Genomic DNA, 24937 nt, shown 5'->3' on the forward strand with positions numbered 1-24937 from the left:
CGTGAATATAAACACATTACCCGCCAGCAAGCTTGACGGTATAGCCTTTCTTTTCGAGTTCAGCCTTGAGCACATTACGCTTGTCGCCCTGAATTTCAATATTAAAATCCTTGACGGAACCGCCCACACCGCATTTTTGCTTTAAAGCACGAGCCAATTCCTTGAGTTCGTCTTCGTTCATCGGAATACCAGAGACTACGCTAGCCATTTTTCCGCCACCAAGGCGCTTTAACATAATGCGGACAACGCCATCACCCTGCGGACGAGAAGCCTTAGGCTTTTCTTCTTTGATTCGGCCAACACCACTAGCAAACACCAATGTAGAACGTTCTTCGATACCCATAAGAATCCTCTTTTTCGTTCAAAAATAGAAATTTCTCATACGAAAAAATCCCGAGCGGTGCTCGGGATTTTCTCACTTAAAGCTAAGCGTTACTTTTTCTTTTCGTTGGACTTCTTTTTGTCGTCCTTCTTGTCTTCTTTCTTATCTTCCTTCTTAGAAGATTCAGAAGACTTTTCGTTGCCGCGTAACACCGGGCGTCTGTAACCGAAGCGCTTGAGCATTTCGTCGCTAGACTTCAGCACATCGCCAACCTTGGACTTGTCTACCGGCGGCACAACGCAACGCTGTGTAGAACGGATATCGACCTTGGTCTTAACGATGTACGGACCCGTACCATAGAGACGACCGTTCTTATCTCTCAATTCACCGTTGATATCCGGCTTCATTTCGAAGAAGAACTTCACGAGACCAGCCTTGTCGACCATTTCCGGATCTTCGATATCGTAGTCGAAGCGATACTTGTCAACGAACTGACCGCCAGTCGTGTAGAACCAGAGAGTCACGCGAGCCGTTGTGGAGTAGAGCAAAGCCTTGCTGTAGTCCTTACCCAAATCTTTCTTGAATTCGGCAGAGCAATACTTTTCAACGTATTCTTCCACAGTAGCCTTTTCACTATTGTCAGCATCGACACCATCCAACGGAATCATGTTGCCGTTGATGATAATATCGTCCAACGTAGCAAGGCCACCCACAGCGCTTACGAGAGGCACCTTCATGTCAACCGTAACCGTCGGGCCAATATGACCTTCGTAACCCGGATAAGGTTCTTCGCCAGAGCCCTTCTTAGTGTCTTTCTTAAAGCCCTTGATAACTTCCTTTTCGGTCTGAGTCGTCGGGTTCAAGATAGATACTGCATACTTCTGATTTTCTTCAGGCGGATTGTTATCGTAATACTTTCTCACAGAGTCTATCGAAACGATAACCATCGGTTCTTCGAGGTTGATATTGACATCCTTCGCCTTCTTCATCATCACCTGAATTTCAGCGATAGTTTCGTTACCAGCCTTGTCACGATAGATACGCTTGATGCGGTTCACGCCCTTGTTGAGGCTCTGGAACTTCAAAGTATCCTGCTTTACGCAGTTCTTTTCGTCACCATCGACAGCAATGCACCAGTCCACATCAACATAGTTTGCATAGACCACATCACCATCAGCCGGAGTCAAAATCTTCACAATCGGAGCACGCTTGTCGAGCACCATGAACACCGACTTGTCGGCAGAGTTGCCATACTTGTTGGTGTAGGTGTAAGTCACGAGGTAACCCCTGTCACCTTCTTCGTTAGAAGGAATCTTACCCTTTTCATCAATAGCGTAAGAGACCGTAGTCTTGTTGCCATCTTTACCCTTAGCATCGTAAGTCACCGTAAAGGCGCCCACGCCAGTCTTCAAATCAACAGCGTCTTCATCCTTGTCGCTGCTGCTAGAAGAGCTCTTCGGGATATTGACCAGCAAGTTACCTTCGGAGTCACCGTACAAGATCTTGCCCGTTTCGGCATCGGCCTTGTAAGAAACCGTCACAGACTGACCCTTCACATCCACGACCTTAGAGACTTCAATCACGTCGATATTCTTCTTTTCGCCGTTTTCGTCAATAACAGTCGTCTTGATGATTTCACCCTTGTCATCGGTGTAGTAAGAAACCGTCACAGAGTCTCCGTTAATAACCTTATTGTAAGAGACCTTGGTCTTGTCGCCAATCGGCTTCGTCTTGACATCGGACTTCGGATTCTTTTCAAGCGTAATCTCGGACTTGGAGATTTCCACCATTTCCTTCACGGTCTTATCAGACACAGCCACAGTATCCAAGACAACAGTCACCTTGAACTTGTCTTTGTACTTAGAGCCAGCATCTTTATAAGCGGTGTCAATAACAGAGACTTCGACATCCTTAGTCTTGTTGTTCACATAAACAGAAGAGTCCTTCTTGTCTACGTTTTCAACAATCGTATAGATGTTTTCGGCAATCACCTTGATCTTATCAGCATCGATATCAACAATCGGAGCGGCTGTGCTGTAGCACACTTCGATAGTATCGGCACCTTCGACGTCCTTATCCGGAGCCTTATACTTCTTGATGATGTACTGGCAACCTTCCTTCAAGGAATCGAGGCTAGACTTGGTCTTGCCATCCTGAGTCCATTCCACCGTAATAACAGGCTGATTCGTGTAAATCGGCTTGTCCTTCGGCGGCTTGATATAGACGGAGTCACCGGCTTCGACGCGAGTAATCTCGACAACAGACTTTTCGACGACATTACCAACCTTGATGGTAATATCAGTCGTATCCTTGAATTCGCCATCCGTCACATAGACCTTGATGACATAGCTCTTTTCGGATTCGTAATCGAGATCGCCCTTCAAGACAACGTCGCCATTCGTCTTGATTTCGAACTTTTCATTTTCGTCAACAGGATAGAACTTCAAATCGTTGAACTTCGGATTCTTTGTATCCGGATCCTTGGCTTCGATCGGTCCCTTCTTGGTACCAGGCTTAGAATCTTCCGGGAATGTGAATTCCTGCGGAGTAATCTTCGGCGGTTCGTTCACGTCAATGACCTTGATAACGATGTCATCGCTAAATTCAAGACCGTCAACATCCTTGACAGTCACCTTGATGGTGAACTTCTGCATCTTTTCGTAGTCAATATTAGCACCTTCCTTGACGTGAATTTCGCCATTCGGCTTCACAGTCACATACGGGCTTTCTTCGGTAAGCGAGAAGAGGAATTCAGAATCACCATCCGGGTCGGTAGCCTTAATGACACCAATCAAAGAATCTGCAGGAGAATTTTCATAGACGCTAAATTCCTTGGTTGTGATTTCAGGAACTTCCGGTTCATCCTTCAAGTTAATCGTAATCGTAGTCTTAGTGGTAAGCTTCGGATACTTCGTCTTATTTCTATCAGACAAAGCGACATCCAATTCGAACGTACGAATCGTTTCCTTTTCGTAGTCAAAGTCACGCTTAGCCTTGATCTTGCCATCTTCGGTAATCGTGAACAAATCGGTATCGCCACCGACAGCGCTGAACACGTTATCGATAAAGGCCTTAGAAGTATCGATATCATCCGGATAAAGTTTGCCAACGACATACCCCTCACCCTTATTTTCATAGAGCGAGAAGACCTTGTTACCCGAAATCATCGGCATTTCGTTCACGTCAATAATATTGATGGTCTTTTCCACCTTAGCGGTAAGATTATCAGTATCCATCACTTCGACAGTGATCTTGTGGACATGCTTATTGGTTTCGTAATTGAGCTTAGAAGCATCCTTCACAATAAGGCAGAGGCTGTCGCTCTTCATCTTGGCATCAAAGATGCGATCGGCATCCGTATTGCCAACATCCGTCACGTAAGCGACGAGAGTTGCAAGCTGGCCCTTATCTTCATCCTTGACCAAGTAGCACTTGATTTCCTTACCGTTCGGAGTATTATTATCGACAGTATTTTCTTCAACATCATAGCTCTTCTTACCATCATCGACAATTTCCGGACCATCCGGATCATCAATCAAGTTGATGGTCACGAGCGTCGTTGCCGTGTAATTTACAAAGTCCGTTCTTCCGATTGAAGCACCATAAGATTTACCATTATCCGTAGCCTTGGCCACGATCTGGTACTGTTTCTTCTTTTCGAAGTTCAAAGAACTTGTATTCAAGTAAATCTTACCATCATCAATCTTAAAGGCGGCTGCATCCTTAGAGTCTTCAACATAATCCACAATCGCATACGTGAGTTTGCTCCATGTATCTTCATCATCGGCAACAACAGAGCCAATGAATTCGCCAATCGGAGCGTTTTCATGGACTTCGAATACATATTCACTTTCTGCGTAGGTCGGCTTATCGTTCACGTCATTAATCTTAATCGTGACATCGACATAAGAAGTAAGTGTCGGATCATCACCATCTGTTGCAACAACGCGAACAGAATATTCGTCCTTCTTTTCATAGTTCAAGTCACCATTCACCTTGATGGTTCCCGTCGTTTTGTCGATAGAGAACGACTTGTAATCATCGGCAGCAACGTCGGTAGCCTCAAGCGAATAAGTCGGCTTTTTGCACGTATTGCTATTCTTGCAATCGTCATCATTGGCTGTTACAACATCAACCTTAGTTCCTGTAGCAGAGTTTTCATCGACAGCCAATTCAGGAACATCCGGGAATTCTGGAGTTTCTTTAACATTCGTAACTTTAACCGTAACAGGAACTTTCTTTTTGAACTTCTTATCCGTCACAACGGCATAGAATTCATAAATATTCTTGAGTTCGTAATCAAGCTTTGCAGACTTGGAGACAGAAATTTCACCAGTGCTACCGTTGATATCGAACGGAGCGGCTTCGTCACCTTCGAGCGAGAAGTAAAGCGTTCCAAACCTAGCGTTATAAATATCCGGGTCAGTAGCTTCTGCAGTACCCACGATAGCTTCCTTGGCAACATTTTCTGCAACCTCGAAATCATAAGCAGGCTTTGTAAACGCAGGTTCCTCGTTCACGTCAATAATCTGAATTCTAGTATCTTGCTCAGGATACTTCGTTCTTACTTCAGTATCAACAATAGTCAAAGTGATATCAAACGCAGCCTCAGATGCTGTTTTATCGTAAAGGTCTTCGTAATTGATACCAGCCTTTGTCTTGATAACAAACGTACTCAAATGAGTTGTTTGGTCAGTTTTACCCACCTGGACAACTTCGAAAAGCTTTGCTGCATCACGAGTTGCAGTAGCATTGTTATCCGTTATGGTAATCTGCAATTCATCAAGGTCAATATCATCTTCGTCATAGACGACAATCTGCTTGCCTTGCAATGCAGTACCCTTATCTACATTTTCTTCAACTTCGTACGGGTTCGTCAGCACCTTGAATTCGGAAGGTCTATTGACATCCGTAACATTAATAACAATAGTCTTTGTTGCAGACAGAGCCGGATAAATCAGTTTTCCTTCATCATCAAAGAGCTTCGGATTGTCAACAACCTTCACAATGCACTTATATTGCTTCTGCTTGGTATAGTCAAGCTTTTGACCGTCAGCAACCGTAAATACGCCCGTATTGGGATTGAGTTCAAACGGGAAGTCCGTACTACCATTGACTTCAAGAACTTCGTCAACCTTATAAGTCAACTTGTTGAAGCCTGCAGGATGCACAGAACCATAAGCATTATCCTGGTCCGTTGCAGTCACTTTACCAAATTCGCCATCATCAATTGTGAACGATTCAGGTACAGTAAGCGGGGCGGCAGTCGTAATTTCCGGTTTTTCATTAACGTCAGTGACGGTAATTCCCATGGTAATCAAGGCTTCTACATCGAAACCATTAGCATCTTCACCAGAAGCAACAACAACAACTTTATATGTCGTTTTATCCTTTGTTTTATCCTTCGAATAAAGGGCTTCGAAATCCAGTTTTGTCGGGTCCTTTACCTTAACAATAGCTTTGCCAGCAGTCGTAGTGATAGCAAAAATACCGTTCGCATTAGCTGAAGCTTCCTGGTCTATCTTGAAGCTAACCTTTCCAACAATTTTTTCGAGTTTTTCTCTGATTTCATCGTTTTCAGCCTTTATCTTTTCAAGAATTTCCACAAAGTCTACAACTGTTTCGCCTTCACCGGTATTTTCTTCAACAGTAACATCGCCTTCGTATTCTGTCGAGAGCTTCGGTTCTTCAATATTATCGATATTCACAATAACTTCAGCATCTGCAGTAAACGTACCATCAGAAACCGTCACCACAAACGTATACTGATGCGAGCCAGATTCATAGTCAAATTCATCGTTAGTGGACAAGGCTCCCGTATTTTTGTTTACGGTAAACTTCTTATAATCAGTTCCTGTGTTTTTGCCCGGAATAATCTGATAAGTCAAATTGTTAAAGGAATCATTATTGGAATAGACGTCGTCATCGGCATAGATATCAAGATCCGAGCCTTCTACACGAGCCACTTTACTGCAATCCAACGGATTATTTTCATCATCCTTATATTGAACAGCACAAACAGGGCTTCCAATCGGAGAATGTTCATTCAAGTAGAACGTTCCACCCTTTGCAGAAACCTTTTCATTGACATCCTTAACGGCGATATTCGTCGTCTTGGAAACAGAGAGACCTGCAGCATCCTTGACAGTAACCGTAGCCTGATACGTTGCATTGCCCTTGTTCTTAATGAAGAGCTTTTCGTAATCAAGCAAAGCGCCATCCTTTACATTGATATTCACCGTTCTTGTACCATTGGCATTTTTAGCTTCCTTAAGCACAAAGATAGCAGACAAGTTCTTTGTAGCAGTCGTAGCATCAACGGCACCAGTCAAAGCACCCGTCAAAGTATAAGTCAATGCATCACCAGCATCAGGGTCAAAGACCGTAAACGTACCAACAGTTTTTCCTGTTGCCGTATTTTCATCGACAGAATATTCATTTACCAGAACCAGATTTTCAGGGCCTTCATTGACATCTGTAATTTTCACGGTAATAGTAGCCGTAGCTGTAAGTTCGCCATCAGAAACCAGGACCTTCAATGTATAGGTCGGCGTAGTTTCGTAATCAAGGACGCTACCATCCGTAATAACAAGTTCGTTAGAGCCGTTGTTAAACTTAAACGGAACACCCGTAGTGATGATGCTATAGGTCAACGGATCACCGTCAGGATCACTTGCCGTGGTGACCTTACCAACGCTCGTACCTGCCGGCCAAATTTTTCCGTTAGACTGCTTTTCAGGTTTCGTGAATGTTTGATTTCCGATAGTCGGAGGATCATTTTCGTTCTTAATCGTAACCGTAATCTTAAATTGTGCAGAAGTCAGCGGACCGTTCACAGCCTTTGTTTCTGTAGCGGCATCATCCGTAACTGTTGCATAAACAACATACTTATTCTTTTGACTGTAATTAATTACAGCACCGCTCTTGACCTTGATCGTTGCATTCTGGTTGTTGCTCAACTTGCTGATTTCAAACAAGTTGTTGAATGTAGCATAGTCACCCTTATCAGGTACCAACTTATAGGTGTATGTATCTACATTTCTTTCATTGGAAACATCTGTAATAACAATCGGACCTCCAGCCACAGCATGATCCAATTCATTCACGGTAAAAGCAGCATCGGCAACAGTCGGCTTGTCATTGACCGGAATAACATTCACTGTAGCCGTGTATTCCGTAGATGTGTTACCACCAGCAGCGCCATCGCCAACAACTTTGTACTTAAACGTGGTGTAGTTATTACCAAATTCATTGGCAGCAGCCTGATATGTAAGCTTGCCAAGGTCAGCAACAGCAACAGTTATACCCGAACCAGCAGAAGTAAGTTTTGTACCATTCAAAACCAAGGAACCCTTATTCGGAAGGCTGGTTATAATAACAGAAGCAAAATTTTGTGTAGCATGCTGGAACTGGAATTCAGCTTTAGTGAATGTATGCTTTTCATCTTCATTAACATCAAATTTAAGGGCAGTCTTAACCGTTGGGAATTCATCGTTACTTACAATGTAAATTTTGTATCCAAGACCGTTTTCATAATCACTAGATAATTCAGCGCCTTCAATATTATTAACCTGGAACCACAAAGCTTCATCATTTTCAACAAGGCCATCAATCAAAGGCTTGAAATAGATTCCTTTAGCCTTTGTTTCGCCTGCTGGAATTTTTCCTTTTCCAACCTTCTTACCGCATATAGGGAAATCATGATCAGCATCGGCCTCAGCAACATCCTGATATCCAGCGTATTTACCTTCGACACCAGTTGCGGATTGGAATTCAAAGCAATAATCAAAGGTTACTTCCTTTTCAGATTCACCATCCAAAACGATGTCAAGAGTGTACCAAGATGTGCTTTCCTTTAGTTTCTTTGAGTTATTATCGACAACAAGCTTTGGAGTCGGATGAACGGGTGTAAAAGTAAAGTTCTTGGCATCAATTTCATTACCGATAACAATTTTATTTGCAATAAATTGACCAGAAATAATCATATTGCATTTCATAGTAAGCGTACCATTACTAACCAGGGTACCCATAATTTGAACGTTATCAATATTTTCGAAAGTAATGTCACCATCGACATATATCACCAAGTTGCCTTTATATTCCGAAGGAGCGAGATCCTTGCCAGCGACAGGATCACGGACCACAATTTCCGGATGTGTTTTCAAATTCAGGCTCTTAGTAAAGATACGTGCAATTTGCTTTTCAGGGATTGAAATAGCGAGACGACTATCATTTTGGAAATCAATAGAGCTATAATACAAGTCACAAGTACCACCAGAGCATGCAGAACTTACATCAAGAAGCGTTCTTTTGTTAGAATTATTACCTACAGAGAGAGATCCACCCCATGTAACGCCACTCAAAGTCGGAACCTTAATGTTCGAGCGATAGTCCGGAATAATCGAAGGATCACATGGACCAGTCGATGCAGTCATGCTACAAGTCTGGACTCCATTACGGACTATAGCTCCATTTGAACCGCCCACACGAACAGGGCCTGTCAAAATTTCAAAATTCTGACCACTATTGGTAATGCTGCCACCAACAACAATAGGGCCATCAAGCCATCCGCCATCACCCACTGAAGAGAGATTCTTCACTGTACCTACAGCACCAAGCGTCAACAAATCGATGTCTGCAGGATAACTCATTGTAGATTTATCGAAATACTTTGGATCGTAAAAACCAGGTCTGTTACCTAGTTCAATACCATTAGTACCCCAAAGCTTATACTGGGTCAGGTAATTCCAGTTGTTAACATCGGTTTTAGGATCCCCAAACGTCAATGGAGCGACACCAGATTGTGCCATCGACGAAACCACACCTGTCAAAACCAGGGCTGCAGCCTTAAGACTTAACTTGCTAAACCACATATTTTATCTACGCTCCTTTTGCTACGGCAAATCGTATGCATCCAATTTGCCACAGTTTTCCCCAAGCATCCAAATACTTTCTTTAGAAATATAGTAACGCTCCATATTAATGCAACATTAATTTTTTGAAATATTACAAAAAAGAGTATCATTTTGGCAGTTTTCTGTAACAAATGTATTGTATAGAAAAGTTTATAGTTCTGTCGACACACATCACCTGCCCAAGAACCCCAAAAAAAGGCGGCTGGCCCGGCAAGCAAAAAGCGAATTTTAGACCGCGAAATAAGAGATTTTCACATAAAAAGAACCCCGGTACTAAGACCGGGGTGACAATAAAAAATCAAGTTATCAACAACTAATGCGTTATTTATTCACGGGTCTTCTGTAGCCGAACGACTTAAGCATTTCATCGTTAGACTTGATGATGGCGTTCTTCTTCTTTTCTGCCTTGTCCTCGCTAACCGGCGGGAGCGTGCAGCGGAGTTTAGACGTCATCTTGACTTCGGTCTTGAAGAGGTAAGCTCCTGTGCCATAAAGACGTCCTTCTTTCGTCCTTACGTCACCATTCTTGTCCGGTTTCATTTCGAAGAAGAACTTCAGGAGCCCGGCCTCGTTCACGTAGTCTGGATCGTCAAGGTCATAATCAAAGCTGTAATGATCTGCGAACACGCCTGTGTTCGAATAGGTCCAGATATTCACCCTGATCGTTGTCCAATACAGGTTCATCTTGCTATAGTCCGAAGTCATCGACTTCTTGAATTCATCCGTGCAGTACTTTTCGACGTATTCGCTTACAGAAATCTTCTTACCGTTAGCGGCATCCACACCTTCCAGTGCGACCATGCCTCCAGCACTCACAATGTCGTCCAGCGTTGCCAGTCCACCCGTTGCAGTCGCAACCGGAACACGAGCGTCAACCGTGAGTGTCGGTCCGAGGTGACCTTCAAAGCCCGGATACGGTTCTTCACCGGATCCTTCGTTGGCCTTGCCCTTGATTCCTATAAGCGCTTCAGTTTCAGCCTTCTTCTTGTGGTTGTAGAATGTCACAGAATAAGTCTGGTCTTTCTTCGGAGTCTTCTTGTTCGTCTCGTAATACTTTATTACAGAATCACGATCCACAAGCGTTACCGGCTTTTCAACGCTAATATCAATATTCTTGGCGCCCTTAACCATCACAGACACGGAATCGCTAGATTCATTGCCAGCCTTGTCACGGAACACGCGGATAATCGTTTGTGCGCCATTATCAAGGCCCTGCACGCGGAGGGTATCCTGTTCAACGCCATCAACAGTCCATATCACTTCCGCAAAGTTAGACGTAAGCACTTCGCCATCCGTCGGAGACTCAATCTTTACAACAGGTCCCTTCTGGTCGAGCACAATCAGCACCTCTTTCTTAGAAGAGTTACCGAATTTGTTCACATAGGTATAGCCAACGTTATAACCGATGTTGCCATCGCTATTCTTTGCAATCTTGCCCTTATCATCCAGGTAATACGAAACATCAACCGTATTGCCGTTCTTATCGGTGTACGTGTAAGATACTTTGTACGAACCAACAACGTCATCGCCATCGGCAGAAAGCACAGATTCGCTATCGGTAAGACCCGTCTTGAGATTTACGCGTTCACCCGAAGAAGCATCCGCGAAGTACGAGATAACCACATCCTTGCCGTTAATCTTCACAGTGTACGAGATTTCGATAACGGCGATTTCCTTAGTCTTGCCATCGGAGGTTACCACAGTGCGCTTGACGTCGTTACCCTTGCTATCGGTGTAGTAAGAGACCGTCACGTTCACGCCATTGATTGTTTCGGTATAGGTGTTCTTGTTGTAAGAACCGTTTTCAGGAGTCGTGGTGATTCCCGAAGACGGATTGCTCTTGCGAGATGTCTTGGTATCGGCAAGAGTCTGAACATTCTTGAAATCCTTCGACGAAACAGAAATCGTATCCAGTTCCAGATTCACGTTAAACGACTTCGTTACCTTGGCTGCAGTATCCTTAACCGTCACCTTGATGTTGTTCTTCTTTTCGTTCACGTAAATGGCGGAATCGTTCTTTGTAGCCTTTTCAACGACAGTGTAAATGTTGTCTGCAGTAACATCTTCGCCATTTGCAGTCACGGTCACAATCGGAGCAGCCGTGCTATAGCAAATGACTACCGTATCGACACCCGGATCGTTCTTGGTCGGATCCTTGAACGTCTTGATAACGGTATTGCAGCCCAACTTCAACGTATCAGTGCTGTTTTTCAACTTATTGTCTGCAGTCCATTCAATATCCACGATTTTATCATTCACGAAAACAGAATCCGGCTTGATATACACAGAATCTTTGTTTTCAACGCGCGTAATTTCGACAATGGACTTTTCGTAAACGTCCTTCACCTTGATAACAACATTTTTGGTCGAAGTGAGCGTCTTATCGTTCTTGTCTGTTACACGAACCTTAATCACGTAGATAGAGTCAGCTTCGTAATCAATCGGCTTGAGAAGAATGACGTCACCATTTGGCTGCACGGAGAATATTTCGCTATTGTCGATATTTTCGTAGACATTATCGCGGAAATCAGCATTCTTGACATCCGGATCGTCCTTGTCGGTCTTGACCGTTTCAAACGGTTTCTTGATTTCCTGATTTTCCTTGACATAAATCGTATCTACGTTAATAGACGGGGCTTCGTTCACATCAACAACCTTGATGGTTACCGTAGTATCAGAGTGGCAACCCTTCCATTTTTCTTCATACGATTCTTCCGTAGTCGAATTCGGGCAATGTTCATCCTTGATACGAACCTTGAACGAATAAGACTCTGTCTTTTCGTAATCGAGTTTCGCAGTTGAAGTAACGGTGAACACACCTGTAAGCGGATCCAAGTAGAATTCATTCGTCGAATGACCTTCTTTATCGCCATCCATAATGTAATAGCTGAATGTGATATCAGGTCCATCCGTATCGAAACCATCAAGATTATTCTTGAGTTCCGTTTTAGCAGGATCGCTTTCCAAAACTGTGAATACAGTTTCTTTCAAGAACGGAGGTTCGTTCACGTTACGGAGCGTAACCGTAATCGTACCCGTTGCGGTAAGGTTCTTATCACCAGCGTCCTTGATTACAATGGAGAGTTCGTAAGTATGTTCTTCCGTTTCGTAGTCAAATGCGCGAGTTGTCTTAAGGAGACCCGTATCTTCATCGAGATCAAAGCCCTTGTCATCGCAATCAAGGCATTCAAACTTGTTGTTGCGGAACTTCGAAGCCGTATCGAGGTCATCGAAAGTAAGCGTACCAACGATAGCACCCTTCACATGTTCATCGAACGCAAGCGTCGTGGTCGGTTCAACAAAGACAGGCTTTTCGTTCACATCCTTCAATGTGATAGTCACTGTAGCCTTATCGGTTTGAACAATCTGGCCTGCAACACCGGATTCATCCGAGGCTATAACGTCCAAGCTATAGGTGCTCTTTGTTTCATAATCAAGAACGGCACCAGCAGCCACCGTAATAACGCCCGTAGTCGGATCGATTACAAACGTATTCGTTTCATCGACCAAGCTGTAAGTAATGACGGCGCCCACCTGCGTGGTTGTAGCATTGATAGCGTGGTCCATTTTAACAGCCGTAGTTGCAACGGAGTTTTCGTCAATAGTTCCATTGTAAGCAGCATAATCGAACTTCGGACCATCATCAACATCGGTTACAACAACCTTGAATGTCTTATCTTCATAGAGATCCGGATAAACAAAGTTGCCATCACCATCCTTATTTTTATCGCGAACTCTCACAACAATTTCATATTCTTGCTTTACTTCGTAATCAAGGACAACGCCTTTTTTCGGCTTAATCTGACCACCGGTAGTAATATCAAATATATCGCTATCACCACCGACGATAGCCAGTTCGTTATTAATAAACTCATTCGTGTTATACTTGTCTGTATCATCATAAAGAACATCATCAGACGAGAACGAAGCATTTTCGGCAATTTCGATTACATCTGTTTTATTGGTGAAGTAAGGCTTTTCATTTTCATCACCAACATTCACCTTAAATGTAGCCTGAGAGCAGAGCTGAACACTGTACGAGCCAGCCCTAGTATCGCAGACTTCAACTTTAATAGTGTATGATGTTTTCGATTCCACCCATTCTTCGTAATCAAGCGGATCAACAGAGCTCTTCAGAGTCACAACACCCGACGTAAGCCCAATATCAAACATATCCTTGGCATTACCACCGGTGATTTCGAAAGTAAAGCTATCGTTTTCATCGTCAGAAGCCTTGATGGTACCAGCCTTTGCCTTTGTTGCATTTTCAGGAACAGTCAGCTTAATCTTGTCCACATCAATAAAGTGAGGCGGTTTGTTATCGTCATCGATTAACTTCACAGGAATACCGCCATCGAATCGGCCACCCGAAATCGTAGCGCCGTTCATATTCGTAATTTTGAACAACATCCATTCATCGGATTCGAGAACACCATCCAACTTGACCTTAATATAGGGCATCGTTGCTGCAGTCGGATGACGAGTGTTCTTGGCAATAACGACATGCCCGCTTTCGCCTTTCGAGCAGAGCGGCATTGGATGCGTTTTGTCATCCAAATCAAGGTCTGCAATCTCAGCAAATTCACGACCGGCATTAACCCAGCTTGCAGGCTTTTCGACATCAAGACCGAAGAACGCCAAGCAGTAATCGAAACTCACCTCTGTATGTGCGGTATCCGTTAGGTAGAAATTCATGTCATACCAAACAGTCTCGCTTTCCTTGAACACATCACTAGAAAAGATATCGGACTTGATTTCTGCGGCGTTAAACGGAACATAGTGGAACTCGCCATTAACATCAGATTCAAACTTAAGGGTCTTACCTGCAATCAACTGCCCTGCAATGTTAATATGATCCTCGATGGTAAAATTACCAGCGGTCATGAACGTACCCTGATAATGAATATTAACCATTGCATCCCAATTAACATCAACCGGTGTATAGAACAAAAGATTACCAGCATAATTCGAATCTGCTACTGGATTTATGTTAAGTTTATCTAGATTATGCCATCCTGTTTCTTTTTCCCAATAGGGTTTATCTTCAGATACTTTCCAACGACTAGTTGAAGGATCCCATTCAGGCTCATTAAGGTTTTCCCACATTTGAGTCGATGAATTCCAAACAGCATTTTCATTCGCAATAGCAACCTGTATTCTCAAATCATTTGCAGAACCCATGACATTAAAGCCATCTCTAGAGAAAATACGGGTCAAGCGCCCTGTTTTTTTATTGGCGTTCCACTTATTCGATGGCATCACGATATAAATAATTAGCCCCGTCGATCCACTTGCTCTAAGATCTTCTACATACTGATCATACCAAACTTTTTTGGGACTTTGTTTCAAATCAGTTTCTGTTATGGGCGGGACATGAACAAAAACAATGTTCCCTACATTAGCAGAAACATCTATAGCGGGCCCCCAATTCGAGGGGGTTTGCATTAGAGGAACGGAAAGCTCCTTTTCTGGTCGAGGAACATCTGTAGGACAATTATTTTTTTTATTTGGATCTGTTGTTGAAAAAGTCCCATCGAGATTTACAGCAGCTTGATAATTACTAGGAAGATCTAAAGCCCAATCCGCATAAACTTTTCCTTCTTTTCTATTTTCGTCATCTTTAATTTCATTATGAGCATTTTCGATAAAGCGATTTAGCGTCCAGACATAGTCACCCGTTTGAGTGTCTTTATCTGGCGAGTTAAAAATAATCGGGCCTTCAAAGCAGATATTGCCATCATATCGAGCATCAGAAGCTTTATACCACCCTGGTAGATTAAGGTTTCTTGCATAAATCGAACCTCCAATCAAGGAATCTCTTGTCGCATCGCCCATCGCAAAAACAAGATCTCGACCAGAAACAATCGGGCCACCAAGAGTATGATGATTGGTATTGAAAACAATGTCACCCGTAGCTGAGCCTGTATAGCCGCTAGGATCAGCAATCCTAAAATTGCCTTTGTTAAAAATAACAGACTCGGTTCCCCAGAGCTTATACTTCATAAGCTCGTTCCAAAGGCTCTGGTTTTCATTTTCATCCGTTATGACAGAACCATTCTTTACAAAATAAAGCGGTTCCAACAAAACGGTATCGCGTTCAATTGCCGGTTCTTCTTCTGCCGAAGCGGAGACTGCCAACCCTAGTGCGGCTGCAACCGTACTCAAAACTGTTCTCAAAAAAATATTTCCTTTTTTCATAACAGACCCCAACAAAAAAGTCTACTACCTCAAACACCTATTACTGAATATAGTAAGATTTTTTTAACAGTAAAACATTCGTTACGAAGAAAATACGAAAAATGGGGTAATTTTGACCACTTTTTGAGAAGTGACTTGAAAGGAACGTATTATATGGGATAATTTGTTGCACATAAAACGCCAAGCCCTTGCAAAATGAATACTTTGATTCTATATTTGCGGGTCCTAGGCCCTGCGCAATGATTATTTGCGGGCAACTCGCCAGGGCGAAAGCAGCAACGGACTTGCGGATCTTTATGTGCTCAGGTAGCCTAGGATTTTTTTATATTGCGCCCGCCAAGGGCGTTTTTTATTTAATAACCAACTAATATCATGATTCTTTGGACGATTCGACATACCAAGCCTTACAACCCCAATGACGTTTGCTACGGAAGACTGGACTTCGACGTCTCCCCTACATTTGATGACGAATCCGACAAAGCACTCAAGGCTCTTACCGAAGCGGACGCCAAGCCGACTCGCTTATTTTCGAGCCCGCTCATCCGCTGCACCAAGTTTGCAGACAAAGCATCAAAGCTACTGGGCTTGCCTGTCGAAAAGGAACCGGCTATTATAGAGCTCAACTTTGGCACATGGGAAGGGCAAAAGCTGACTGCGGTGCCCCGTTCGGAGATGCATGCCTGGACAAGCAACCTTCGCGGATTCAGATTCCCTGAAGGCGAGAACTTTTACGACATTGACGAACGCGCCGGAAAGTTCTTGGACACACTCCCCGACGAAGGCGAATTCCTTTGCATTACGCATGCAGGCGTAATCGCCGCATTACAACATTCCCGTTGCGGACTGCCAGATGAGGTCTTTGTTGAGGGAATGTTCTCTTACGCCATGGTCACTCGTTTTGAATTTACTCGTAACGAAGACGGGAAGTACCACGGAACGTTTACGAAGATTCACGACGGCATACCAATGCCAACGCTCAATATGGAAAAAGCGTAGACGATTGTGTATGGCGACCCCGGAACCGAGTCCGGGGTGACAATGTGTGAAAACGAGACGTTAAAAATCGAGCGTCATGACGGCTTGGGCGCCGCCTTCGAAATTCGGGAGAAGAGCCATGTGCAAGGGGCTGTCGAAATCGCTTAGAAGCGCATCTACAGCGGCATCGGCGATAGAGTACAAGTAAATTAACACGCCACCCCAAATGTACGTATTGCGGTTTTTGCGGTAGTACGTTACACGTTCCTTAATGCGATCGAATTCCTCAGACTTCGGATTTTCCTTTTCGACCAAGTGTTTACGATCAAGATAATAATTGACCATGTTCTGGGACGTAGAAACACTTGCAATTGCACCAAGGATACCCATGTAAACTAGACCGGCCTTGCCAAAATCACGATTGAAAATTTGACCACCGCCCGGCAAGATTGCCCAAAGAAGCGCCGTTTTCATATCGCGATATTCCGTACTTCGATAATTGTTGTTGTACCAAATGCCGAACGTATCGAACATTCCGTAAAGATGAACGCCTATAAGCCATGCGACTTCGGCTTTACGGACATCTTCCTGTTCCATCTTTTTATCGCTCTGCGCACGAACGCGTTCAAGGAACTCAAGGCGTTTTGCATGGAATTTAGCGACACTATCACGAGGACCTTCCATAATCTTCGACGTAAAGTAACGGACAGAATCTTGGAAGGGACGAGCACGATCTAAAAGTCTATCGCGCTGGTACGACCTGTTGAAAAAGACATCGTAGATTAGCAAGCCTTCGATTCCTGTCAAGAATCCACCACGGACATAATGTTCCGTATAATATTGACCGCCACCAGGAAGCAGGCTAAAAAGCATGGCGTATTTAAGCGAATTGCGCTTGGTCGGGATATCCCATTCGTTCACAGGAAGCGTGTCGATAGCTTCGATGCCTGTTTTGCCCCTCAATAGTGGAGTTGTGGAGACTTCGAAACTTTCATCGGCGGGCGCTTCCGGGACATCTTCATCGTCGAACTCGTCTTCGGCCTCTGCGGCAACCTCCACTGGGCTGCGGGTAGAATCGGGCGCACTCCGCTGAACCGAGTCGGAGACAGCAACCGGAGCAGTCGCCTCTGCAAAAAGAGACGAACAAAGCACCAAAAGCGCCATTATGAAGGTTTTCGCTATCATTGAGGGCGAATATAGAAAAAAGTTTATACGTGCAACGCTAGAGCAAAGAGATGCAAAGGCTGGAATTTATTTAATTTTTGCGTCACATGATGGAGATCCCCGGTCGGAGCCGGGAATGACAATTTTTAAAAATTTTATTAAAATGTCTGTTTTTGACACTTAATGTTTTTAACTTATGGGTGTAATGATGAACGAACCAATCAATATCGAACACGAAATTCACGAACTGGCCATGAAGATCAAGGAAGAACTGATCAAGCGCGGTGAAATGATGGCAACGGCGGAATCCTGCACGGGCGGGCTTATCGCATCGAGCATCGTCAACGAGCCTGGTTCCTCTGCGATTCTCAAGGGTGGAATCGTTGCCTACCAGAACGAAGTCAAGCACGAAATGCTTGGGGTAAGCAACGAAATTCTTGAGAAATACGGCGCTGTCAGCGAACAGACCGTAAAAGCCATGGCCGAAGGCGCCCGCAAAACATTCCATTGCGAATGGGCGGTTGCCACTTCGGGAATTGCGGGGCCAACCGGTGCAGAACCGGGAAAACCCGTCGGTACAGTATGGATGTGTGTCGCCAATAGTTTGCAAAATGAAGCCTTTTGCGAAATTTTTGCAGGAAATCGTGGACAAATCCGTGAAAAAAGCGTGTATAAGATAATGAGCAAGCTTCTTTTTTTACTGAATAGCCAAAAAAGCACTTGCACAAAAGTTCACTAATTAGTATATTAACAAAAAACAAGGATAAAAACGGAGTCTACAATGGCTAAGAAAACTACTACACCCACCAGCAACCTTTCCAGCGAAAAAGCAAAAGCAGTCGAAGCAGCAATTGCCCAGATTGAAAAGAATTACGGTAAAGGTTCTATCATGGCTCTCGGACAGCAACCGGTCGAAGACATCCCGGTCATTCCGACGGGCTGCATCCAGTTGGACATGGCTCTCGGCGTAGGCGGATTCCCCCGCGGACGTATCATCGAAATTTATGGACCGGAATCTTCCGGTAAGACAACGCTTGCATTGCATGCCATTGCCGAAGCGCAAAAGCTCGGCGGCGTTGCAGCATTCATCGACGCAGAACACGCCTTTGACGCGGTCTATGCCCGCAAGCTCGGCGTGGATATCGAATCGCTCCTCGTTTCCCAGCCGGATACCGGCGAGCAAGCTCTTGATATTGCCGAAACGCTCGTACGTTCTGGCGCCATCGACATCATCGTCGTTGACTCTGTTGCCGCCCTCGTTCCGCAGGCCGAAATCAATGGTGAAATGGGCGACAACCACGTGGGCCTCCAGGCCCGCCTCATGTCTCAGGCGCTCCGCAAGCTCACCGGCATTCTCTCGAAGTCGAACACCTGCATGTTGTTCATCAACCAGCTCCGTATGAAGATTGGCGTGATGTTCGGCAACCCGGAAACGACTACCGGTGGTAATGCACTCAAGTTCTACGCCACCCAGCGTATCGACATCCGTCGCATCGCCGCCATCAAGAACGGCGAAGAAGTCATCGGGAACCGCACCCGCGTGAAGATCGTGAAGAACAAGGTCGCTGCTCCGTTTACCCAGTGCGAATTCGACATCCTTTACGGTGTTGGCATTTCTCGCGAAGCCTCCATCCTCGACCTCGCCTGCGAACTGGATATCATCCAGAAGAGCGGTTCCTGGTTCAGCTATAACAACGAACGCATTGGCCAGGGTCGCGAAAACACTCGTCTGTTCTTGAAGGACAACACCGACCTCTGCAACGAAATCGAACAGAAGATTCGTGAAAGCATGAAGGACGTGGAACTCTTCAAGCTTGGCGAAAACGATTCCGTAGACATCGGTGACGATGGCGAAGGCGAAGCAATGCAAGAAGAAGCTTAGTAGCGAATTTTCTTCCTGAAAAAAAACAAACCCCGGTTCTTCCTTTTTTAGCCATTTTGGAAGCGCTGGGGTTTTCTTTTATACTAAATTTACGTATTATTAACCATTCTTGCTTAACAGGATGCAATAACATTTACTTATATTAATTGTATGATAAAAGGCGCAAAACAGACGATACTTGCAATTTGTATATCGACCATCCCTATTTTGGCTCAAAACGCCAAACAAACAGTCTGTCCGCGGCTTTTGACCAATTCATCTATAATCGTCAACATCAACGGAAAGTTCGTCAACGAAGAAAGAAACAGGACGAGCGTTTCCATCGAATGGCGCCATCATAGCGACGCCTTAGACACGTTCTTTGTCAACTTAAACGACAGCCCGTCGTTCAGCTACATTACCGCAGGCAAATTCCGCTACATGGAATTCGAAGAGGGGAAAGTAAAGAGGCAACTCGGCCTCCACCACCTCAGAGAAAATATCGGCAAAACACCCTTAAAGCTAGACGACCTGGAACTTTTGGCGAACGGCTACTTCAAGTGTCCGGACTCCACAAAGCAAGAAATCAACAACAACGTCCTTGCTACAGCAGCATCAAACACCTGGTGGAGCATAGTCGTAGATTCCCTCCCCACCCCCGAAAAGGTCGTAATGCGCGGAGTCACCAAGAAGCCCCGTTACTTTTCCCTTGCTAACTGGAAAGCCTACGCTGGCGAAATGCTCCCAACACTGGCAAGCATATCGAGTGAAGACTACAGCGGAAGCCTCTGGATCCAGTCCGCTTATCCTAAAAAAGCTCTTGAGGCCGATCCGTTGCAAAAACCGGTCAAGCCCAAGATTCTCTTGCCTGTTCCCAAGTTATTTGGAAAAATTACTGTGGAAGGGGAACGAAAAATACCCCTCATACTCAAGCTGAACCAAAAGCTGCTGAGCGAATGATCCGTTATAGAATCTTTTTTTGTCACGGCTCCACATACCGGCCTTAACGACAACATTGCGAAGACCCTCTTTCCAAGAGAAATGCGCGCCCAGAAGCATCATGCGATAGCTCAGGGATTCTTTTTTAACGCTACCACCGCTGCGCAAAAGCCCTGTTTTTATATACATGCCATCGTAAACGACGGATACAAGATCATTGACGGGGAAACGTCCGAATGATTGCAATTCAATGATGTAATCACGGCTGAACACAGGAATATTGCGTTCATAGTCGTAGCTTTTGCCCTCGAAATCGGTGCTGATATCGGATAGAACATAATGGGCGCCAATGCCAATAATGCCACCATGCGGGAATGTATAGCTAAAATCGATACTCATATCGAAAAGCTGGGCGTAGTCAAAGTCAGAATTCGATTTGCCAACATTGTCCAAAATGTAATCGGAGTTCCATGTTTCAGCAATATGGCCACCGCCCTTCACATCGGCATTGACCATTTCCAAATTGGACTTGAAATAGAAATAGCTTTCATAGACAAAATTGAATTCAATCTGCGGGTTGATTCTGAAAGGACGAAGACCAAGCCCGGCACGATACCCGCCATAGAACGGAGTCACTTCAATAGAGGCGTCCATTCTGAGATAAGCAGAAGCAAAGCCAATAGGGTCTCCATAGTTCAGAGGCGCCAAAGGCTCAAGCCAGGTATAACGCATCCCGACCGCAGCTTGCGGAACCCACTGCCCCCACACAATCGGAGTATTCACCATTCCACCCCAAGAAAGGTTCGGTCCGTAACGGAGCCCGACTAAATTGGACTGGTCACGCCCAATTGCGCCAAAGCTCAAGGAGCTTAAAACAGCCACATTAAGTAAAATAATTTTAAACAAAGCGTTAATCTTATTCATTTCAGTGTAAAATCTAAAAATTATTTAGCTACTTGCGCAATAAATTCTTATTTTGTGGTCATCTATTACAAGGAGATCCAATGAAATTTTCACATCTGTGCGCTATTTCCTTCGGTGCACTCATGCTCTTTGGATGTACAAACAACAAGTATTCCTCCCCTGTGCTGATTGAACGCGGCGTAGGCCAGAACGAATACGAACGCGAGTACTTCATTTCCAAGGAAAGCATGGGCATCGACAAGCACTTGCAGAACACCTTCAAGCAAGGCTACATCGAAGAAGGCATGACAACCGACATGGTGAACCTCCTGTGGGGACCTCCCGATCATGAAACTGCAGATGGCATGGTCTGGGAATATTTCACACGCGAAGGTAAGCTTATCACTCGTTTGTTCTGGAAATATCCGGAACAGGCTCGTCTGAAAGGCTACGAAGGCGAAAAGGTTCTCGACAAGATCGAAGGCGACCGCTATGGTGGATCTCCTCCGCCAACATCTAGCCGTTCGAGCAACTACGAACACTAGTACTTAAACAAAACTGCACCCCTTGGTTTAACCGCCGAGGGGCTTTTTTTATAAAAAAGGCGGCCCCGGAACTGAGTCCGGGGTGACAGCAGAAAGAGGTTTTTCTACATTTACGCGCGTTAAATTTTAAACCTCTCAAGGAGTTATATCATGCGTCAGTATATTATTGCTGGTAACTGGAAGATGAACAAGACCGTTAGCGAATCCGTTCAGCTCGCTAAGGACATCGTTGAAGCTGTCAAGGACGTGAAGAAGACTGAAGTCGTTATCGCTCCGACCTACCTCGCTGCTGCTAAGGTTGCAGACGTCGTGAAGGGCACGAACGTGAAGCTCGCTATCCAGGACATCCACTGGAAGGACCAGGGCGCATACACCGGTAAGGTTTCCATCGACATGGTCAAGGAAATCGGTGCAGAATACGTGATTATCGGTCACTCCGAACAGCGCCAGTACTTCCACGAAACGGAAGAAACTGTGAACCTCAAGGTCAAGAAGACTCTCGAAGCAGGCCTCAAGCCGATCATCTGCATTGGTGAAACTCTCGACCAGCGCAACGGCGGCATCTTGAAGGAAGTTCTCGGCCTCCAGGTCAAGGGCGCATTCAAGGACGTTTCTGCTGAAGACGCTGCAAAGTGCGTTCTCGCATACGAACCGGTTTGGGCAATCGGTACTGGCGTTACCGCTACCGACGAACAGGCTGAAGAAACTCAGGCTTATGTCCGCTCTGTTGTTAAGGAAATCTACGGCGAAGCTGTTGCTGAAGGCATGCGCATCCAGTACGGTGGCTCCATGAAGGGTGCAAACGCTGCTGGCCTCCTCGCTCAGAAGGATATCGACGGTGGCTTGATTGGTGGTGCAGGTCTCAAGGCCAACACCTTCAAGGAAATCATCGACGCAGCTGAAGCCAAGTAACTTTTAACGAAAGGATCGTCACAAATGACAACTCTCTTTTGGGTATTGATCGTCCTCCACGTGTTTCTCTGCTTTTTCCTTGCTCTCCTCGTTCTCGTTCAGAACGACAAGATGGGCGGTTTGGCAGGTCTCGGTGGCATGACTTCGCAATCTGCATTTTCTACCGCCGGCGCAGCGACCTTCATCCAGAAGTTGACCCGTGTCGTTGCTGTGATTTTCTTCATCGTGGTTTTCGCACTCAGCCTCATCACGGCTAAGCAGGATCAGGCTGTTGAAGAATCGACCATGCAGAAGGCTACTCGTGAAAACGCAGCCGAACAGGCTCCGGAAATACCGGTTCTCCCGGCAACGTTCAACGCTCCGGCTGAAGCAGCTCCTGCTGCACCGGCTGCCGCTGAAGTGAAGGCTGAAGCTCCGGCCGCACCTGCAGCCGAAGTAAAGGCTGAAGCCGCTCCGGCTCCTGAAGCTGCTGCTCCGACAGAAGCCCCGAAGGCCAAGAAAGGCAAGAAGAAAGCCAAGTAAAAGATTAGATTGACTTGAATCAAGTCTGTCCGACCGCATTCAGAAGTCCGTTCTCGAAAGAGAGCGGATTTTTTATAAATAAAGTAACATACTTTAGTATAAAAAAGTACGAGCTCCCAATACCCATTTAATGATTGGTCAGAGAGCCCATTGCTGGTAAGGGTTGCTAAATTTTAATCTGTAGTTATTAGTTTATGGTCTTTAGTCATTGGTTATTAGTCATAGGTTATTAGTATAGTTGCTAGAAGCTATTGACTAAGGACTAGCTACTATTTTAGAGGTTTTTATGCAGAACACACTCGTTTCTCCTGTTGGTATTTTAGGCTTTGGCGTCGAAGGCCAGAGCACGTTGCGTTATCTTTTCCGCGAAGGCATCAAGGACATTGTCGTGATGGACAAGAACCCAGTGACACTTCCGGATGTGCCCGCAGGCGTAAACGTCAAGGTTAGCAGCGGCGAAAACTATTTGGACGGACTCAAGGACTGCGTGACCGTTGTGCGTTCAGCGGGCGTTTATCCGATGAGCAAGGAGCTGTTCCATTTCCAGATGAACGGCGGCCTCATGACGAGTCAAATTCAACTGTTCTTAGAACAAACTCGTTCTGCAAAGGTGGTTGGCGTCACGGGTACACTCGGTAAGGGCTCAACCGTGAGCATGATTAGCCACATTTTGGACAAATGCGGCAAGGCGAACGCTATTGGCGGAAACTTTGGCGTACCGGCATTGGACTTACTTGAAGACGAGACTCCGGACCGCATCAGCATTTTGGAACTTTCAAGTTTTCAGCTAATGACTTTGTCCGTATCGCCGGATGTAGGCGTTGTGTTGCGCGTTTCGACGGAGCACTTGGATTGGCACAAGACAGTCGAAGAATACCGCGATGCAAAGGCTAATTTAGTGCGTTGGCAAAAGCGTGATGCAGCATGCGTTTATCTGAAAGATGCAGAACCGACTGCAAAGATTGCATCGGAAAGCCCGGCCAAGACAAAGTATGCGGTAAGCCTTAAGGATGGCGAAAGTGCAGGTGACGGCGATGCCGTAATTGACGGAGCAACACTTACAATTGATGGTGTAACTTTGTACCTCGCTGATTGCAAGGTTCGTGGTATTTATCAGCTCGAAAACATGGCTGCAGCAACACTTGCATGCAAGGCATTAGGCGTTAACATCGCCGATGCATTCGAAGCCCTCAAGAGCTACGAGACGCTCCCCTTCCGCATGGAATTCAAAGGCGAAAAGAACGGCATTGAATTTTACAACGATAGTTACGCAACACGCCCGGACGCAACGATCGCAGCCACCGCAAGCATGACGCGCCCGTTTGCGTTGATTTTGGGTGGTTCCGAAAAGAATGCCGACTTCACGGAACTTTCGAACATCTTGGTGAAGGAACGCCCGAACTTGAAGCGTATTGCACTTATTGGCGCCACCGCCGAACGCATGCTCGCCGACTTGAAGAAGGCCGGTATCAACGAAGCGGGAATCAAGACAGCAATCTTCCCCACGCTCGAAGAAGCTTTTGCAGATAGCCTCAACATCGGCAAAGGCGGCACGGTCATCATGAGCCCCGCCTGTGCAAGCTTTGGACTGTTCAAGAACTACAAAGTCCGCGGACAGGTTTTCGACAAGCTTGTTGCGGAGGTGTAAAAATTTTTGATAAAAAAGCGCGCAACCCCCTTT

General features: G+C 45.3%; 13 protein-coding genes and 1 other RNA gene. 9 read left to right on the top strand and 5 right to left on the bottom strand.

The window, feature by feature from the left end; translation table 11 throughout:
- Positions 1-16: 16 nt before the first annotated feature.
- The 3 genes from BUA34_RS03230 to BUA34_RS03240 form a co-directional block, all read right to left on the bottom strand.
- Positions 17-343, bottom strand: a complete 327-nt coding sequence (locus BUA34_RS03230; protein ID WP_072827316.1) for an SUI1 family translation initiation factor — start codon at positions 341-343, stop codon at positions 17-19.
- An 89-nt stretch (positions 344-432) separates the two neighbouring features.
- Complete coding sequence (locus BUA34_RS03235; protein WP_072827317.1) at positions 433-9195, bottom strand: cadherin repeat domain-containing protein; 8763 nt, start codon at positions 9193-9195, stop codon at positions 433-435.
- A 363-nt stretch (positions 9196-9558) separates the two neighbouring features.
- Complete coding sequence (locus BUA34_RS03240) at positions 9559-15435, bottom strand: cadherin domain-containing protein (protein WP_072827318.1); 5877 nt, start codon at positions 15433-15435, stop codon at positions 9559-9561.
- 223 nt (positions 15436-15658) lie between these two features.
- Here BUA34_RS03240 and ffs point away from each other — a divergent pair.
- Together ffs and BUA34_RS03250 are read left to right on the top strand one after the other, a co-directional pair.
- An RNA gene (ffs, locus tag BUA34_RS03245) (signal recognition particle sRNA small type) lies at positions 15659-15755 on the top strand.
- 52 nt (positions 15756-15807) lie between these two features.
- Positions 15808-16431 carry a histidine phosphatase family protein gene (locus BUA34_RS03250; protein WP_072827319.1) on the top strand — a complete coding sequence of 208 codons (624 nt, stop codon included), beginning with the start codon at positions 15808-15810 and terminating at the stop codon, positions 16429-16431.
- Between the two features lie 60 nt (positions 16432-16491).
- On the opposite strand, the gene BUA34_RS03255 is transcribed toward BUA34_RS03250, so the two are convergent.
- The gene (locus tag BUA34_RS03255) at positions 16492-17595 is read right to left on the bottom strand and encodes a DUF5683 domain-containing protein (RefSeq protein ID WP_139255860.1); all 1104 of its coding nucleotides are present in this window, start codon (positions 17593-17595) and stop codon (positions 16492-16494) included.
- A 184-nt stretch (positions 17596-17779) separates the two neighbouring features.
- Between BUA34_RS03255 and BUA34_RS03265 the strand changes: the two genes are divergently transcribed.
- From BUA34_RS03265 to BUA34_RS15685, 3 genes are all read left to right on the top strand, one after another.
- Positions 17780-18313, top strand: a complete 534-nt coding sequence (locus tag BUA34_RS03265; RefSeq protein WP_175545415.1) for a CinA family protein — start codon at positions 17780-17782, stop codon at positions 18311-18313.
- Positions 18314-18355: 42 nt separating this feature from the next.
- Positions 18356-19456 (top strand): recombinase RecA, encoded by a 1101-nt coding sequence (gene recA, locus BUA34_RS03270; protein ID WP_072827322.1) that lies wholly within the window; start codon positions 18356-18358, stop codon positions 19454-19456.
- A 246-nt stretch (positions 19457-19702) separates the two neighbouring features.
- Positions 19703-20395, top strand: a complete 693-nt coding sequence (locus BUA34_RS15685) for a hypothetical protein (protein ID WP_139255861.1) — start codon at positions 19703-19705, stop codon at positions 20393-20395.
- Here the strand turns inward: BUA34_RS15685 and BUA34_RS03275 are convergent.
- Entirely contained in the window at positions 20315-21298 is a 984-nt protein-coding gene (locus BUA34_RS03275) for a hypothetical protein (protein ID WP_072827323.1), read from the bottom strand. The genes BUA34_RS15685 and BUA34_RS03275 overlap by 81 nt on opposite strands.
- 80 nt (positions 21299-21378) lie before the next feature.
- Between BUA34_RS03275 and BUA34_RS03280 the strand changes: the two genes are divergently transcribed.
- From BUA34_RS03280 to murD, 4 genes are all read left to right on the top strand, one after another.
- A complete protein-coding gene (locus tag BUA34_RS03280) occupies positions 21379-21822 on the top strand; it encodes a hypothetical protein (RefSeq protein WP_072827324.1) in 444 nt (147 codons plus the stop codon).
- A 150-nt stretch (positions 21823-21972) separates the two neighbouring features.
- Positions 21973-22734 carry a triose-phosphate isomerase gene (gene tpiA / locus BUA34_RS03285; protein WP_072827325.1) on the top strand — a complete coding sequence of 254 codons (762 nt, stop codon included), beginning with the start codon at positions 21973-21975 and terminating at the stop codon, positions 22732-22734.
- Positions 22735-22758: 24 nt separating this feature from the next.
- Positions 22759-23256, top strand: a complete 498-nt coding sequence (gene secG / locus BUA34_RS03290; RefSeq protein WP_072827326.1) for a preprotein translocase subunit SecG — start codon at positions 22759-22761, stop codon at positions 23254-23256.
- 286 nt (positions 23257-23542) lie between these two features.
- The gene (murD, locus tag BUA34_RS03295; RefSeq protein ID WP_072827327.1) at positions 23543-24904 is read left to right on the top strand and encodes a UDP-N-acetylmuramoyl-L-alanine--D-glutamate ligase; all 1362 of its coding nucleotides are present in this window, start codon (positions 23543-23545) and stop codon (positions 24902-24904) included.
- The last annotated feature ends 33 nt before the right edge of the window (positions 24905-24937 follow it).

This window comes from Fibrobacter sp. UWB12 (assembly GCF_900142485.1).
In the GTDB taxonomy this organism is placed as follows: domain Bacteria; phylum Fibrobacterota; class Fibrobacteria; order Fibrobacterales; family Fibrobacteraceae; genus Fibrobacter.